17 protein-coding genes are annotated in these 15045 nt (G+C 64.6%); 8 read left to right on the top strand and 9 right to left on the bottom strand.

The window, feature by feature from the left end; all coding sequences use genetic code 11:
* Window positions 1-8: 8 nt before the first annotated feature.
* Window positions 9-1376: an NAD(P)-binding domain-containing protein gene (locus tag YY7_RS0109295; protein ID WP_028162997.1), complete on the bottom strand. Its 1368-nt coding sequence runs from the start codon at window positions 1374-1376 to the stop codon at window positions 9-11.
* A gap of 49 nt (window positions 1377-1425) precedes the next feature.
* On the bottom strand, window positions 1426-1743 hold the full coding sequence (locus YY7_RS0109290) for an ArsR/SmtB family transcription factor (RefSeq protein WP_028162996.1): 318 nt from the start codon (window positions 1741-1743) through the stop codon (window positions 1426-1428).
* A gap of 134 nt (window positions 1744-1877) precedes the next feature.
* Here YY7_RS0109290 and YY7_RS0109285 point away from each other — a divergent pair, with 134 nt between their 5' ends.
* From YY7_RS0109285 to arsC, 4 genes are read left to right on the top strand one after another with little or no spacing between them, the layout of a single operon-like run.
* A complete protein-coding gene (locus tag YY7_RS0109285; RefSeq protein WP_028162995.1) occupies window positions 1878-2240 on the top strand; it encodes an ArsR/SmtB family transcription factor in 363 nt (120 codons plus the stop codon).
* Window positions 2233-2760, top strand: a complete 528-nt coding sequence (locus YY7_RS0109280; protein ID WP_028162994.1) for an arsenate reductase ArsC — start codon at window positions 2233-2235, stop codon at window positions 2758-2760. The genes YY7_RS0109285 and YY7_RS0109280 overlap by 8 nt, the downstream gene beginning before the upstream one ends.
* 3 nt (window positions 2761-2763) lie before the next feature.
* Window positions 2764-3819 carry an ACR3 family arsenite efflux transporter gene (arsB, locus tag YY7_RS0109275; protein WP_028162993.1) on the top strand — a complete coding sequence of 352 codons (1056 nt, stop codon included), beginning with the start codon at window positions 2764-2766 and terminating at the stop codon, window positions 3817-3819.
* Window positions 3816-4220 carry an arsenate reductase (glutaredoxin) gene (gene arsC, locus YY7_RS0109270; protein ID WP_028162992.1) on the top strand — a complete coding sequence of 135 codons (405 nt, stop codon included), beginning with the start codon at window positions 3816-3818 and terminating at the stop codon, window positions 4218-4220. Before arsB ends, arsC begins: the two co-directional genes overlap by 4 nt.
* Window positions 4221-4301: 81 nt before the next feature.
* Here the strand turns inward: arsC and YY7_RS0109265 are convergent, their stop codons facing one another.
* The 6 genes from YY7_RS0109265 to YY7_RS0109240 form a co-directional block, all read right to left on the bottom strand.
* A complete protein-coding gene (locus YY7_RS0109265; RefSeq protein WP_028162991.1) occupies window positions 4302-5732 on the bottom strand; it encodes a homospermidine synthase in 1431 nt (476 codons plus the stop codon).
* Between the two features lie 48 nt (window positions 5733-5780).
* Window positions 5781-6170, bottom strand: coding sequence for a RidA family protein (locus tag YY7_RS0109260; RefSeq protein ID WP_028162990.1), 390 nt, complete (start codon window positions 6168-6170; stop codon window positions 5781-5783).
* A 98-nt stretch (window positions 6171-6268) separates the two neighbouring features.
* Window positions 6269-6454 (bottom strand): hypothetical protein, encoded by a 186-nt coding sequence (locus tag YY7_RS51150; RefSeq protein ID WP_035689642.1) that lies wholly within the window; start codon window positions 6452-6454, stop codon window positions 6269-6271.
* Window positions 6451-7041: a GNAT family N-acetyltransferase gene (locus YY7_RS0109250; RefSeq protein ID WP_028162989.1), complete on the bottom strand. Its 591-nt coding sequence runs from the start codon at window positions 7039-7041 to the stop codon at window positions 6451-6453. The genes YY7_RS51150 and YY7_RS0109250 overlap by 4 nt, the downstream gene beginning before the upstream one ends.
* A 140-nt stretch (window positions 7042-7181) precedes the next feature.
* Window positions 7182-8324: a type III PLP-dependent enzyme gene (locus tag YY7_RS0109245; RefSeq protein WP_028162988.1), complete on the bottom strand. Its 1143-nt coding sequence runs from the start codon at window positions 8322-8324 to the stop codon at window positions 7182-7184.
* 657 nt (window positions 8325-8981) lie between these two features.
* Window positions 8982-9242, bottom strand: a complete 261-nt coding sequence (locus YY7_RS0109240; protein ID WP_028162987.1) for a hypothetical protein — start codon at window positions 9240-9242, stop codon at window positions 8982-8984.
* Window positions 9243-9371: 129 nt separating this feature from the next.
* Here YY7_RS0109240 and YY7_RS0109235 point away from each other — a divergent pair, with 129 nt between their 5' ends.
* Genes YY7_RS0109235 through YY7_RS0109225 form a run of 3 tightly spaced genes read left to right on the top strand, consistent with a single transcriptional unit; the run spans window position 9372 to window position 13193 of the window.
* Window positions 9372-11444 carry a M3 family metallopeptidase gene (locus YY7_RS0109235; RefSeq protein ID WP_028162986.1) on the top strand — a complete coding sequence of 691 codons (2073 nt, stop codon included), beginning with the start codon at window positions 9372-9374 and terminating at the stop codon, window positions 11442-11444.
* Between the two features lie 10 nt (window positions 11445-11454).
* Window positions 11455-12090: a DUF1007 family protein gene (locus tag YY7_RS0109230; protein WP_028162985.1), complete on the top strand. Its 636-nt coding sequence runs from the start codon at window positions 11455-11457 to the stop codon at window positions 12088-12090.
* Complete coding sequence (locus YY7_RS0109225; protein ID WP_028162984.1) at window positions 12087-13193, top strand: nickel/cobalt transporter; 1107 nt, start codon at window positions 12087-12089, stop codon at window positions 13191-13193. Before YY7_RS0109230 ends, YY7_RS0109225 begins: the two co-directional genes overlap by 4 nt.
* Window positions 13194-13323: 130 nt before the next feature.
* Here the strand turns inward: YY7_RS0109225 and YY7_RS0109220 are convergent, their stop codons facing one another.
* The gene (locus YY7_RS0109220; protein WP_028162983.1) at window positions 13324-13722 is read right to left on the bottom strand and encodes an MAPEG family protein; all 399 of its coding nucleotides are present in this window, start codon (window positions 13720-13722) and stop codon (window positions 13324-13326) included.
* A gap of 87 nt (window positions 13723-13809) precedes the next feature.
* Here YY7_RS0109220 and hemH point away from each other — a divergent pair, with 87 nt between their 5' ends.
* Window positions 13810-14844 (top strand): ferrochelatase, encoded by a 1035-nt coding sequence (hemH, locus tag YY7_RS0109215; RefSeq protein WP_028162982.1) that lies wholly within the window; start codon window positions 13810-13812, stop codon window positions 14842-14844.
* Window positions 14845-15045: the final 201 nt, after the last annotated feature.

Here is a 15045-nt window from a genome sequence, read left to right as displayed (position 1 = left end):
GGGCGGCCTTAGCAGCCGCAGCCCGGCTTGCCGGCGGCTTTCGTGATAGCGTCGTCGGAACAGCAGGCGTCGATGCCGGCGGGTGCCGGCCCTCCGCAGCAGCCGGATGCTGCGACCGCGCCCTCTACGCCGCCGCGTGTGCAGACGCCGGTTTCGGGGAGCTCGAGTTCGACGCGCTCGGCAGCTTCCTTGTCGCCGGCGATATCGGCAGCGATCGAGCGCACCTGTTCGTAGCCGGTGATCATGAGGAAGGTTGGCGCCCGGCCGTAGGATTTCATGCCGGCGAGGTAGAAGCCCGGATCGTCCTGCTGCAGTTCGCGCGCGCCATGCGGGCGCACGGTGCCGCAGGAGTGCTCGTTGGGATCGATCAGCGGTGCGAGCGCGACGGGCGCCTCGATCGCAGGATCGAGCCGGAGCCGAATCTCGCCGAGGAAGGAGAGGTCCGGACGGAAGCCGGTTGCGATGACCAGCTCGTCGGCGACGACGCTGCGTCCGCAGCAGGCTGACGACGTCGCGATCCGAAGCCGGCCGTCGCTTGGCGAGATCGCCGCGACGGAAAATTCGGCCTCAACCTGTACCTCACCTGATGCGACCAGCGATGCGAAGTGTGTGCCGAGTTCGCCGCGCGCAGCGAGCTTGTCGTTCGCGCCGCCCCCGAATGCCTTGGCCGGATCATTGCCCCGGAGCAGCCAGATCGGGCGGGTGTCCGGCATCTGACGGGCAAGCGTCGCCAGGTCGGTCAGGGTACCGATCGTCGAGTGTCCGGCGCCCAGCACGGCGACAATCTTGCCCGCGTAGCGCTCACGGTCTCTCCCGAGCACATCCGGCATGCCGTAGGCGATCCTCGCTTGTGCTTCGCGTTCGCCGATCGCCGGCAGGCCATTGGCGCCGGCGGGATTCGGCGAGGCCCACGTTCCGGAGGCGTCGATGACGGTATCGGCGCGCAGGGTCTCGGGCCCTTTGCCGTTCTGGTAGCGTATCTCGAAGGGAGCCGCCTCCCGGCCCTTCGTCCTCGCCTTGTCAAAGCCGACACGGGAAACGGCGCTGACGCGGCTCGACGTGTGGATCACGTCCTTCAAGAGCGTGCGCGTCGCGAGTGGGACAAGGTACTGTGCCAAGAGCTCGCCGCCGGTCGGATAGACCTGCGGGTCCGGCGAATTCCAGCCAGTTGGCGCGAGCAGCCGCGCGGCCGCCCGGTCGACGTTGTATTCCCACGGTGAAAAGAGCTGGACGTGTTGCCATTGACGGACCGCATGTCCCGCTTCTGGCCCGGACTCGAGCACGACGGGCGTCATGCCGCGCTCCAACACGTGCGCGGCTGCCGCCAGGCCGACGGGTCCGGCTCCTATGATCGCGACGGTCTTTGCTGCGCTCATTTTGCTTCTCCCAACCTTCTAGAATTACCGAATTATCGGGCAAAAAAAATCAGGCCGCCGTCTGAGCGTCTTTGCATTGGGTCTCGTCGATGCAGCATTCAGCAACGAGGAAATCCACCAAGCCCTGCATCGTGTCGTATTCGGCGTGGCAAGCCAGTGTCGTGCCCTCGCGCACCTGCGAGATCAGACCGACGGAGACCAGCGCCTTGATGTGGTGCGACAGTGTCGACGCCGGAATCTTGAGCCGCTCCTGCAGGCGCCCGACCGGCATGCCTGCACGCCCTGCGCGGACCAGCGCGCGATAGATTTTCAGCCTGGTGGGGTTGCCCAGCGCTTCGAGGCGGGCTGCTGCTTCGTCGAGCTTCATGGCGGAAAGGATGAGCGCGACTGGCCTCTTTGTCAAACTATATTTCTAGTATATTCGAAATAGCGAGCAACCCTCCGGTCTCCAGGGTTCTGAATCTGGTTGACTTGGTCCAATATTTCCATAAATCTGGATATATGGAAACGGAAGAAGCAGTCTTGGCCCTTGCGGCGCTCTCGCAATCGACCCGCCTGGAGGCCTTCCGTACATTGGTCAGGCATGAGCCTGACGGCCTCGCGGCTGGCGATCTTGCCCGCCTGCTGGAAGTTCCGCCGAACACCCTGTCGGCGCATCTGTCGATTTTGACCCGAGCGCGCCTCGTGACTTCCGAGCGGCATAGTCGCTCAATCGTCTACCGCGCCAACCTCGGTGAGTTTCGCGACGTCGCCGTGTTTCTCCTCCGGGATTGCTGCGACGGACGACCGGAGGTCTGCGCGCCGGTCGTCGAAAGTCTGCAGTCCTGTTGTTCTCCAAAGCGAAACGAGCGAACCCGTGGCTGACAACCTCTACAATGTTCTGTTCCTCTGCACCGGCAACTCGGCGCGCTCGATCATGGCGGAATCGATCCTGCGGAAGGACGGGGCCGACCGTTTCAGGGCTTTTTCCGCCGGCAGCGCACCGAAGGGCGCGGTGCACCCGCTGGCGCTGCACACTCTCGAAAGCCTCGACTATCCGACAGGCGGCATGCGCTCGAAAAGCTGGCTGAAGTTCGCCGCTCCCGATGCGCCGGTGATGGATTTCGTCTTTACCGTCTGTGACAACGCTGCTGGCGAAACCTGCCCCATCTGGTCCGGCCAGCCGATGACCGCGCACTGGGGCATCGAGGACCCCGCCGCGGCCCTCGGCACAGAACTGGAAAAGCAGGCAGCGTTCATGACTGCGTTCCGCTATCTCAAGAATCGGATCGGCACCTTCATCAGTCTCCCGCTTCGGAGCATCGACAAGCTCTCGCTAGGCACCAAGCTGCGCGAGATCGGCCGATCCGAGGGCGCGACATCCTCCAGAAACGACGTGGCCTGAAACATGAGCATTTTCGAACGGTATCTGACCCTCTGGGTCGCGCTTTGCATTGTGGCCGGCGTCGCGCTCGGCCACATCATGCCCGGCTTCTTTGGCGCGGTGGCGGCGGCCGAGATCGCCAAGGTGAACTTGCCGGTCGCGGTGCTGATCTGGCTCATGATCGTGCCGATGTTGCTCAAGATCGACTTCGGGGCGCTGGGGCAGGTGCGCGAGCACTGGCGGGGCGTCGGCGTCACGCTGTTCATCAACTGGGCGGTCAAGCCGTTCTCGATGGCGCTGCTCGGGTCGTTCTTCATCGGGCATGTCTTCGCGCCGTTGCTGCCGTCAGCACAGATTCCCTCCTACATCGCTGGTCTAATCCTGCTGGCGGCTGCACCCTGTACCGCGATGGTGTTCGTGTGGTCCAATCTCTGCGAGGGCGAGCCTCACTACACGCTCAGCCAAGTCGCGCTGAACGACGTGATCATGGTGTTCCTGTTCGCGCCGCTGGTGGGGCTCCTGCTGGGCGTGGCGTCGATCACCGTTCCGTGGAGCACGTTGTTGCTCTCGGTGGTGCTGTACATCGTAGTACCTGTGATCGTCGCGCAGCTCTGGCGGAGCGCGCTGCTGCGTGCCGGCGGCGGCGCCTTCGAGCGCACCATGCGGATGTTGCAGCCTCTCTCGCTCGTCGCCTTGCTGGCAACCCTGGTCCTACTGTTCGGGTTTCAGGGCGAGCAGATCATCAAGCAGCCGGTCGTTATCGCGATCCTCGCTGTGCCGATCCTGATCCAGGTCTACCTCAATGCGGGTCTTGCGTACTGGCTCAGCCGGCGTTTCGGCGTCGCTTGGTGCGTGGCCGCGCCGGCTGCTCTGATCGGAGCCAGCAACTTCTTCGAACTGGCCGTTGCTGCCGCGATCAGCCTGTTCGGTCTCGACTCCGGAGCGGCGCTGGCTACGGTGGTCGGCGTTCTCGTCGAGGTGCCGGTGATGCTCTCGGTGGTCCGCATCGTGAAGGCGACGAGGGGTTGGTATGAAGCCGGAGCCGCTGCGTCGGCGCCGGCAGTGGAGGCGCGGCAATGACGGTCACGATCTATCACAACCCGGATTGCGGCACGTCCCGCAACACGCTTGCGATGATCCGGCAGAGCGGCGTTGATCCCATCATCGTCGAATATCTCAAGACGCCGCCGTCGCGCGAGAAGCTCAAGGAGCTGATCGCCGCGATGGGCATCCCGACGCGCGCCCTGCTGCGTGAGAAGGGCACGCCCTGCAAGGAACTTGGCCTCGATGATCCGAAATGGTCGGACGACGAATTGCTGGATTTCATGATGGCGCATCCCATCCTGATCAACCGCCCCATCGTGGTCACGCTGAAGGGCGTGCGGCTTTGCCGGCCGTCCGAGGCGGTCATCGACCTTCTGGAGAATCCGGTCGGACGTTTCGTGAAGGAAGATGGCGAGGTCGTTGAAGGCCGCAGATAAATTACGGCCTCGCAAAAGTAGCTTCCGTCATTCCGGGCTCGCGCTTACGCGCGCCCCGGAATGACGAGAGGAGCGCGCGGGTCAGCGCACCAGCACGTTCCGGAACTGCCAGGGATCGGACGTGTCGATGTCCTCGGCAAACAGGCCCGGCCTGTCGTTCAGCGGGGTCCAGTCGGTGTAGAAACCCTTCACCGGGCCGAGATATGGCCGCTGGATTTCCAGGCAGCGGTGGAAATCCAATTCGTCGGCTTCGACGATGCCGGCTTCCGGATTTTCCAGCGCCCAGACCATGCCGGCAAGCACGGCCGAGGACACCTGCATGCCGGTCGCGTTCTGATAGGGCGCAATCCGGCGGGTCTCCTCGATCGAGAGCTGCGAGCCGTACCAATAGGCGTTCTTGGCGTGGCCATAGAGCAGCACGCCGAGCTCGTCGATGCCGTCCTCGATCTCGTTCTCGTCGAGGATGTGCCATTTCGGCTGCATCCGCCCCGCAGCGCCGAACATCTCGTGCAGCGACAGCACGGCGTCGTTGGCCGGGTGATAGGCGTAGTGGCAGGTCGGGCGATAGATCACCTTCTCGCCGTCGCGTACGGTGAAATAGTCCGCGATCGAGATCGACTCGTTATGGGTGACGAGGAAGCCGTATTGCGCGCCTGGAGTCGGGCACCAGGAGCGCACGCGGGTGTTGGCGCCCGGCTGCAGCAGATAGATCGCGGCCTGGCAACCATGCGCGTGCGTGCGGCCGTTCTCCGGCATCCACTTCTCATGGGTGCCCCAGCCGAGCTCGGCCGGCTGCAGGCCCTCGGAGACGAAGCCCTCGACCGACCAGGTGTTGACGAAGACGTTCATCGGCTTCGGCTTCTTCGAACGCTGGGTGTCGCGCTCGGCGATATGGATGCCCTTGACGCCGAGCTTATGGGCGAGCTGGCCCCAGCCCTCGCGGCTCTTCGGTTCGTTGAATTCGACGCCGGTGTCGCGGGCGATGTCGAGCAGCGCCTGCTTGACGAACCAGGACACCATGCCGGGATTGGCGCCGCAGGTGGAGACCGCGGTGATGCCGCCCGGGTTCTTGCGCTTGGCGGCCAGCAGGGTCTCGCGCAGTGCGTAGTTCGAGCGCCCTTCGGTGCCGATGTTCTTGTCGAAATAGAAGCCGGCCCACGGCTCGATCACGGTGTCGATGTAGAGCGCGCCGATCTCGCGGCACAGCGTCATGATGTCGACCGAGGAGGTGTCGACCGAGAGGTTGACGCAGAAGCCCTGGCCGCCGCCGGCGGTGAGCAGCGGCACCAGCAGTTCGCGGTAATTGTCGCGGGTGACGCCATCCTTGATGAAGCGCACGCCATGCTTCTTGGCGAGCTCGCCGTCCTCATGCGGATCGATGATGACGAAGCGCGACTTGTCATAGTCGAAATGCCGCTCGATCAGAGGCAGCGTGCCTTTGCCGATCGAGCCGAAGCCGATCATGACAATGGGGCCGGAAATCTTGGCGTGGATCTGCGAGGAGGGGCTCATCTAATATCTCCAGGAGATTGGCTCGAGCGGGTGGACAGGTTTGGTGGTTCAGGCGGTACGTCGTTTCGCGGTGACTTCGATCTCGACCTTCATCTCAGGCTTCAAGAGTCCCGCGACGATCAAGAGCGTTGCGGCCGGGCGGATGTCGCCGAGAAACTCGCCGCAGACCGCGAAGTGGGCGTCCGCGTCCTTGGCATCCGTCAGGTAGTAGGTCGCGCGGACGATGTCGGCCAGCGCGAAGCCGCCTTCCTTCAAGGCGGCCTCGATGGTCTTGAAACAGTTCCGTGACTGGCTCGTGACATCTTCAGGCATTGCCATCGTCGTGTAGTCATAGCCGGTGGTTCCGGCGACGAATGCGAAATCGCCGTCGATCACGGCGCGGCTGTAGCCGGCGGTCCTCTCGAAAGGCGAGCCGGTCGAAATCAGGCGTCGGGACATTCAGGACCTCCTATTCTCAGCGTTGCGGGACATACGGGTACTTGCGCGGGTTTACGGGATTTTCCCGCCCGCGCAAACCTCACGTGCTGGTTTTGCGATCAGCGGGAGTGCTGGGTCGTATCTGCTGCCGGCGCGGACGGCGAGCTCCAGCGGCGCACGAAGATGTCCCTGACGATCATGACCGAGATCAGGATCAGGACGATGGTGGTGATGATGCTGCGCAGAACTGGGCGCGCGACGTCGCTGGTTGCGGGAAGGCTTTCGGCCATGATCGCAACCGTCACGCGGCCTGCGGCACGGCGCGCAATGCGCGTGCCTTGCGTTTGAGCAGCAATGCGCCGGTCGCGGTGACCATGCCGCTGGCGCCGTCGAGCGCGCCCTCGGCAAGTTCGAGGCCGAGCAGCCGGTCGCGCTCGAACGGGCCGGGCAGCACGAGTTCGCTCATCCTCTCCGGCGAGAAGCCGAAGCGGGCGTAATAGGGCACATCGCCGAGCAGGATCACCGCCCCGTGGCCGCGCGTCCGCGCGATCGAAATCGCGCGGTCCATCAGCGCGGCGCCGACACCGAGGCCGCGGCAGGTGGAATCCACCGCCAGTGGCCCCAGCATCAGCGCGGGGTTGCCCCCGGCGCTGACGTGCCACAACCGAACGGTACCGACCAGCCGGCCGCTTGCGACCGCCGACAGCGCAAGGCCTTCGGCGGGCGCGCGTCCGTCGCGCAGGCGCTGGCATGTGCGCTGATGGCGGTTCTCGCCAAAGCAGGCATCCAGCAGCATTTCACGCGCCTCGACGTCCGAGGAACGTTCCGCACGGATCGCGAACGGAGCGGCGCTCGGGGTGAGGGCAACGGTGGTCTTCCGCAAAGCAGTCATGGCACGTCAGTCCCCGCTTCCAGCGGCGGGGCACACCGGTGAAAGCGTCGTTCGAAAATTCGAAAATGTCGGGGAGGGAGCCGGCAGGCCGGCTCCCTGTTTTCTTCTCCCTCTCCCGCAAGCGCGAGAGGTAAGAGACGTCAGATGTGGTAGGTCCTCAGCGGCGGGATGCCGTTGAAGGCCACCGACGAGTAGGTCGACGTATAGGCGCCGGTCCCCTCGATCAGCAGCTTGTCGCCGATCTCGAGCGTCACCGGAAGCGGATACGGCAGCTTCTCGTACAAGACGTCGGCCGAGTCGCAGGTCGGGCCAGCAAGCACGCACGGCGTCATGTCCGCGCCGTCATGCGGAGTGCGGATCGCGTAGCGGATCGACTCATCCATCGTCTCGGCGAGACCGCCGAACTTGCCGATGTCGAGATAGACCCAGCGCACCTCGTCCTCGTCGCTCTTCCTGGAGATCAGAACGACTTCGGTCTCGATGATGCCGGCATTGCCGACCATGCCGCGGCCGGGCTCGATGATCGTCTCCGGGATCTGGTTGCCGAAATGCTTGCGCAGCGCGCGGAAGATCGACCGGCCGTACTGCACCACCGGCGGCACGTCCTTCAGGTACTTGGTCGGGAAGCCGCCGCCCATGTTGACCATGGACAGGTTGATCCCGCGCTCGGCGCAGTCACGGAACACGGTCGAGGCCATCGCCAGCGCACGGTCCCACGCCTTCACCTTGCGCTGCTGCGAGCCAACATGGAAGGAGATGCCGACGGGCTCCAGGCCCAGCCGCTTGGCGAGGTCGAGCACGTCGACCGCCATCTCCGGGTCGCAGCCGAACTTGCGCGACAGCGGCCATTCGGCGCCGGCGCAGTCGTAGAGGATGCGGCAGAACACCTTCGCGCCGGGGGCGGCACGGGCGACCTTCTCGACCTCGGCGGCGCAGTCGACCGCGAACAGGCGAATGCCGAGCGCGAAGGCACGCGCGATATCGCGCTCCTTCTTGATCGTGTTGCCATAGGAGATGCGGTCCGGCGTCGCGCCTGCCGCCAGCGCCATCTCGATCTCGGCGACGGTCGCAGTGTCGAAGCAGGAGCCGAGCGAGGCGAGCAGCGACAGCACTTCCGGCGCCGGGTTGGCCTTCACCGCGTAGAACACGCGGCTGTCCGGCAACGCCTTCGCGAAGCTCTGGTAGTTGTCGCGCACGACTTCGAGGTCGACGACGAGGCACGGCTCGGTGTCGAGGCCCTCGCTGCGGCGGTGACGCAGGAATTCCTGGATGCGCTCGGTCATGGCACTCTCCCAACGACCCCAGCGACGGGGCCGCATTCAAAAAACGTGACGTCGGATAAGAGTGCCTTGGCCGAATTGCGCGATGGAGGCGCAACGAAGCCAAAAAACTCAAACCAGACTGTGCTGCCGTGGATTGGTTGGGAGATTTCCCGCCCGCTCACCTGGCAATGAAGGACAAGCCTTTTCAGTAGCCCGCGCCGGCGTTGGAATGCCGGTAGAGACCAAAAAAGCCCGCTCCGTCGTTGCTTTAAGTCGCGTCCCCCGTTGAGAGCGGGGTGCGCCGGTTCGCCTCCGGCTGCCAGTCACGGTTGCAAGAGATGGAGAGACCTTCATCGGCATCCCTTGAGAGAGATGCTGGCCGCTTCAGAGGCGACCCTCGGTTCTTCATCCCTTGGCGGCTGTCCGGCCTCTTGTCCGGATACCTACCGACTGACACACGACCACAGGCACGTGCGAAATTGGGCAAGGTTGGAAATAAGTGTTTTGACTCAGCCGCGCAAGAATTTTTTTGGGCTGCGCGCAGATTTCCCTAACGCGAGCTTGCGATTGTTTGTCGCTGCACGCGCGCACCGCGTCGAATATGAATGGACGTTAAGAGAAGCTAGCAGTCGGCTGCGCGTTTGGAGCCTTCTGCCACAGTGTTTTCGCAGTCGCGCCTCACGCGCGCCGCGTGAACGGCTCGATGCGCTGCGCCGCGCGGATGAACGCGATCATCACGAGGACGCCGAGCGCGAACAGCACCGCTTGCAGGATGTGCGCGGCGGTGTCCTCGAGCCCGAGCAGGATCGCGAGCGCCCAGCCGCCGGCGAAGGCAGCGCCGAACACTTCCGCGCCGATCAGGATCGCCGCGCTGATCACGGTGATCACGCTCGGCCAGACGATCTGGCGGTTGCCGGTGGAGGAGGGCTGCAGGCTCATGGAAGAAGGTCCTTTTTGAGGGGCGCAATGTCCCTGAAATGGGCCCTGCGATCAAGCGCAAAAGGCCCAAAATTGCCGCCCGGTGTGGTATAGTTTGCCGCAATATCTTGGACAAAAATAGGATTTCGCATGTCGGCAAGTTCGCAAGGTTTGGCCAACCCGCTGCTGCAGGGCTGGCAGACGCCGTTCGAGACGCCGCCCTTCGACGAGATCAAGCCCGAGCATTTCCTGCCCGCCTTCGAGCAGGCCTTTGCCGATCACTCCGCCGAGATCGGCGCGATCGTCCACGATCCGGCGGCGCCGGACTTCGACAACACCATCACCGCGCTGGAGCGTTCCGGCAAGCTGCTCTCCAAGGTCTCGGCGGTGTTCTATGACCTGGTGTCGGCGCACTCCAATCCGGCGATCCTGGAGATCGACAAGGAAGTCTCCTTGCGGATGGCGCGGCACTGGAACCCGATCATGATGAACGCCGTGCTGTTCGGCCGCATCGCGCTCTTGCACCAGAACCGCGCCTCGCTCGGCCTGAGCGGCGAACAGCTCAGGCTGCTGGAGCGCACCTATACGCGCTTCCGCCGCGCCGGCGCCGGCCTCGACGACGCCGCCAAGGCGCGGATGGCCGCGATCAACGAGCGGCTCGCCCATCTCGGCACCAGCTTCAGCCACCATCTGCTCGGCGACGAGCAGGACTGGTTCATGGAGCTCGGCGAGGACGACCGCGCCGGGCTGTCGGACAGCTTTGTCGCCGCCGCCAAGGCCGCGGCGGAAGAGCGCGGGATGGCCGGCAAGGCGATCGTGACGCTGTCGCGCTCCTCGGTCGAGCCGTTCCTGAAAACCTCCGATCGCCGCGACCTGCGCGAAAAGGTCTTCAAGGCCTTCACCGCGCGTGGCGACAATGGCAACGCCCACGACAACAACGCGACCATCGTCGAGATCCTGGCGCTGCGCGAGGAAGCCGCCAAGATCATGGGCTTCCCGAACTACGCCTCCTACCGGCTCGAGGATTCCATGGCGAAAACGCCGGACGCCGTGCGCGGCCTCTTGGAGCGGGTCTGGAAGCCGGCGCGGGCGCGGGCGCTCGCCGACCGCGACGCGATGCAGGAGCTGATCGCGGAGGAGGGCGGCAATTTTGCGCTGGCAGCCTGGGATTGGCGCTACTACGCCGAGAAGCTTCGGCAGATCAGCGCCAATTTCGATGACGCCGCGATCAAGCCCTATCTTGTGCTCGACCACATGATCGAGGCCGCCTTCGACTGCGCCACCCGCCTGTTCGGCGTCACCTTCGAGGAGCGCAAGGATATCCCGGCCTGGCACCCCGACGTCCGGGTCTGGGAAGTCAGGGATCGCGACGGCAAGCACAAGGCGCTGTTCTACGGCGACTATTACGCCCGCCCCTCGAAGCGCTCCGGCGCCTGGATGACCTCGCTGCGCGATCAGCAGCAGCTCGACGGCGCGGTTGCCCCGCTCGTCATCAATGTCTGCAATTTCGCCAAGGGCGCGGGCGGCGAGCCCGCGCTGCTGTCGCCGGACGATGCCCGCACCCTGTTCCACGAATTCGGCCACGGCCTGCACGGCATGCTGTCCAACGTCACCTATCCCTCGCTGTCGGGCACCTCCGTGTTCACCGATTTCGTCGAGCTGCCGTCGCAGCTTTACGAGCACTGGCAGGAGCGGCCGGAGGTGCTGCAGCGCTTCGCAAGGCACTATGAGACCGGCGAGCCGCTGCCGGACGATCTCCTGCGGCGCTTCGTCGCCGCGCGGAAGTTCAACCAGGGTTTTGCCACCGTGGAGTTCGTATCCTCGGCGCTGATCGACCTCGAATTCCACACCCAGCCGGCCGAAGCCAGCCGCGACGTCAGGGCCTTCGAGAAGCAGGAGCTCGAGAAGATCGGCATGCCCGCCGAGATCGCGCTGCGGCACCGGCCGACCCAGTTCGGCCACATCTTCTCCGGCGACCACTATGCCGCCGGTTATTACAGCTACATGTGGTCGGAGGTGATGGACGCGGACGCCTTCGGCGCCTTCGAGGAGGCCGGCGACATCTTCGATCCCGCGACCGCAAAGCGCCTGCTCGACGACATCTATTCGTCGGGCGGCTCGCGCGATCCGGAAGAGGCCTATGTCGCCTTCCGCGGTCGCGAGCCGGAGCCGGATGCACTGCTCCGCCGGCGCGGGCTGCTCGAGACTGCCGAGGCCGCCTGAAGTGAGGCGCATGTCCCGCAACTGGCTCGGCCTCCTGGCCGCCGGCGCCGTGATGCTCGGCACGGCCGCCGCACAAGCCCATCCGCATGTCTGGATTACCGCCAGGAGCGAGGTGATCTATGCGCCCGACGGCACCATCACCGGCGTCCGCCACGCCTGGACTTTCGACGACATGTTCTCGACCTATGCGCTGCAGGGCATCGAGGCCAAGACCAAGGGCGCCTACACCCGCGAGGAGCTGGCGCCGCTCGCCCAGACCAATGTCGAGTCGCTGAAGGAATACGCCTACTTCACCTTCGCCAAGGCCGACGGCAAGAAGCAGAAATTCACCGAGCCGGTCGATTATTTCCTCGAATACAACAACACGGAATTGACGCTGCACTTCACGCTGCCGGCGAAGACGCCGTTCAAGACCAGGCAGCTTTCGCTCGAAGTGTTCGACCCCGCCTTCTTCATCGACTTCAAATATGCCGACAAGGACCCCGCCAAGCTGGTCGGCGCACCGGCCGACTGCAAGCTGCAATTCCAGCGGCCGAATGACGGCACCGCGAGCGCGCAGCAGCTCGGGGAGCAGAACTTCCTGAGCGGCGAAAGCTCCAACTTCGGCGCGATGTTCGCCAACAAGATCGTGGTGGAGTGTCCATGAAGCAGGGATCATCCGTCGCGCGTAGCCTGGCGATTGCCGCCGTGGCGCTCGCAGTCTTTGCGCTGGCCGATGCCGCGATGCATGCGCTGTCAGCGCAAAATCCGTTCGGCGCCCCGCGACGGGCGGCCGAGCCGCAGGTCGGCGGTATCATCGGCTGGCTGCTCGCCAAGCAGGGGGAATTCTACCGCGAGATTTCCGCGTCCATCCGTGTTGCCAAGACCGACGGCTATGCAGTCTGGACGTTGCTTGGCGTCTCCTTCGCTTACGGGATCTTCCACGCCGCCGGTCCCGGCCATGGTAAGGCGGTGATCTCCTCCTATCTGGTCGCCAACCGGGAAACCGCGCGGCGCGGCATTGCGCTGTCGTTTGCATCGGCCCTGATGCAGTCGCTGGTCGCGGTGGTGATCGTCGGCATCTTCGCCTGGCTGCTCAATGCCACCGCCAAGACCATGTGCGGCGCGGAGAGGGTGATCGAGATCGTCAGCTACGCCCTGATCGCGGCGTTCGGCGCGCGACTAGTCTGGAGCAAGGGCGGCGGATTCTTCCGCGCGCTGCAGACGCATGTGCCGGAACCGGCCATCGCCGGCGTCCCACTTCGTCGGCATGATCACGGTCACCATCATCGGGACCATCATCATGACCACGGCCATGATCATCACCACGATCAGGGCCACGGCCACCAGCACGGCCACGCGCACGCGCATGTCCATGACGAGCATTGCGGCCATTCGCACGGACCCAAGCCGAGCGAGCTCGCCGGTCCCGGCGGCTGGCGGCGTGGCTTAAGCGCGATCGTGACCGTTGGCATTCGGCCCTGCTCGGGCGCCATCCTGGTGCTGGTGTTCGCGCTGGCGCAGGGCCTGTTCTGGGCCGGCATCGCCGCAACCTTCGTGATGGGGCTCGGCACCGCGATCACGGTGGCCACCATCGCGATCCTCGCCGTCTCCGCCCGCGGCGTGGCCCAGCGCCTGAGCGCCGGTCGCGACGGCGGCGGCACGCTCTTCATGCGCGGCATTGAGTTCGCTGCGGCCGGTCTGGTGCTGCTGTTCGGGCTCGGCCTGTTGTTCGGCTACCTCGCCGCCGAACGCGTCACGTGCCTCTAAAGTCACCTCTCCCGCTTGCGGGAGAGGTCGGCGCGCAGCGCCGGGTGAGGGTTCTCTCCGCGCAAAGACACTCTCTGTTCTTTTCGCGGAGAGAGCCCTCACCCCGACCCTCTCCCGCAAGTGGGAGAACTTAGACCGTCAAATACCCCCTTATCATCGGCAGGAAAAAAATCGCGACATTGATCGTAAAACCGATGGTCCAGAGGATCGAGCGCAGGGTTGGACGGTTGCCGAGATAGGTGAAGACGTAAGCGATCCGCACGATCAGGAACAGCACCGCGAGCTCATCGATCAGCCGTAACGGTCCCACGCGGAATTCGGCGAGCAGCACGGCGAAGGCGAAGAACGGAAACGCCTCGATCCCGTTCTGGTGGGCGCCGAGCGCGCGGGCCCGGATCGGGTCGTCGTAGAAGGCGGGATCGCGCGGGTTGGAATTGTCGAAACGGCCGCTCGCAGTCCACTTGGCGGCTGCGAGCGTCAACAGATACAGCATCAACGTTCCGAACACGCACCATTCGGCAACCGTCATGGTTCCTCCCCCGCATTGCGGAGGGGAGCCTAGCTAACGGTGCGTTGTCTTGACAAGAATGGGGCAACGCGCGAAGCCACGGCCGTCATGACCGTGGCCGTCCCAGTCCGAAACACGACGCCGGCAGCGCAAGCCCAGCCGGATCGCATCGGCGTGCTGCTGGTCAATCTCGGCACGCCCGACACCGCCGACGCCCCGGGCGTGCGGGTCTATTTGAGGGAATTCCTCTCCGACCCGCGCGTGATCGAGGATCAGGGGCTGCTGTGGAAGCTGATCCTCAACGGCATCATCCTGCGCACGCGGCCGCGCACCAAGGCTCTCGACTACCGGAAGATCTGGAATACCGAGAAGGACGAGTCGCCGCTGAAGACGATCACGCGGTCGCAGGCCGAGAAGCTAGCGGCGGCGATCGGGGAAGATCATGTCGTGGTCGATTGGGCGATGCGCTACGGCAATCCCTCGATCCGGGCGGGGATCGAGGCGCTGACGGCGCAGGGCTGTAACCGGCTGTTGGTGGTGCCGCTCTATCCGCAATATTCCGCCGCGACATCGGCGACCGTCTGCGACGAGGCGTTCCGGGTGCTCTCCAGCTTGCGTGCGCAGCCGACCTTGCGGGTGTCCTCGCCATACTATGACGATCCTGTCTATATCGACGCGCTCTCGGTTTCGATCAACGCGCACCTGGCGACGCTGCCGTTCGAGCCGGAATTGATCCTGGCCTCCTTCCACGGCATGCCGCAGAAATATGTCGATCAGGGTGATCCCTATTTCGCCCAGTGCGTCGCCACGACGGAAAGCCTGCGCAAGCGCCTCGGGCTCGATGCCTCCAGGCTGATGCTGACCTTCCAGTCGCGCTTCGGCAACGATGTCTGGCTGCAGCCCTATACCGACAAGACCGTCGAAAAGCTCGCCAAGGACGGCGTGCGACGAATTGCCGTCGTCACGCCCGGTTTCTCCGCCGACTGTCTGGAGACGCTGGAAGAGATCGCGCAGGAGAACGCGCACATCTTCAAGCAAAATGGCGGCGAGCAGTTTGCGGCGATTCCCTGCCTGAACGACAGCGAGCCCGGCATGGACGTGATCCGCCAACTCGTGCTGCGCGAACTCCAGGGCTGGATTTAGCCGAGTTGGGACCACGGTACGCTCCCTCTCCCGCAAGCGGGAGAGGCGAAGTCGAGCGCAGCGCCTGACACATCATTTACGTTCGCAGGCTATATCTGGCAGCCTCGCAAACCGCTCCTTAACTATGTGTCAACCAACAGCCGGCTGAACCGGCGTTGCGGTTTTGCAGACCAAATGCAGGGCCGCGCCGGCTTTCGCCGG

The sequence above is a fragment of the Bradyrhizobium elkanii WSM2783 genome (assembly GCF_000472865.1).
GTDB lineage: Bacteria > Pseudomonadota > Alphaproteobacteria > Rhizobiales > Xanthobacteraceae > Bradyrhizobium > Bradyrhizobium elkanii_A.
Note: the sequence above shows the minus strand (reverse complement) of the source record. Positions and strands in the feature narration are given on the sequence as shown.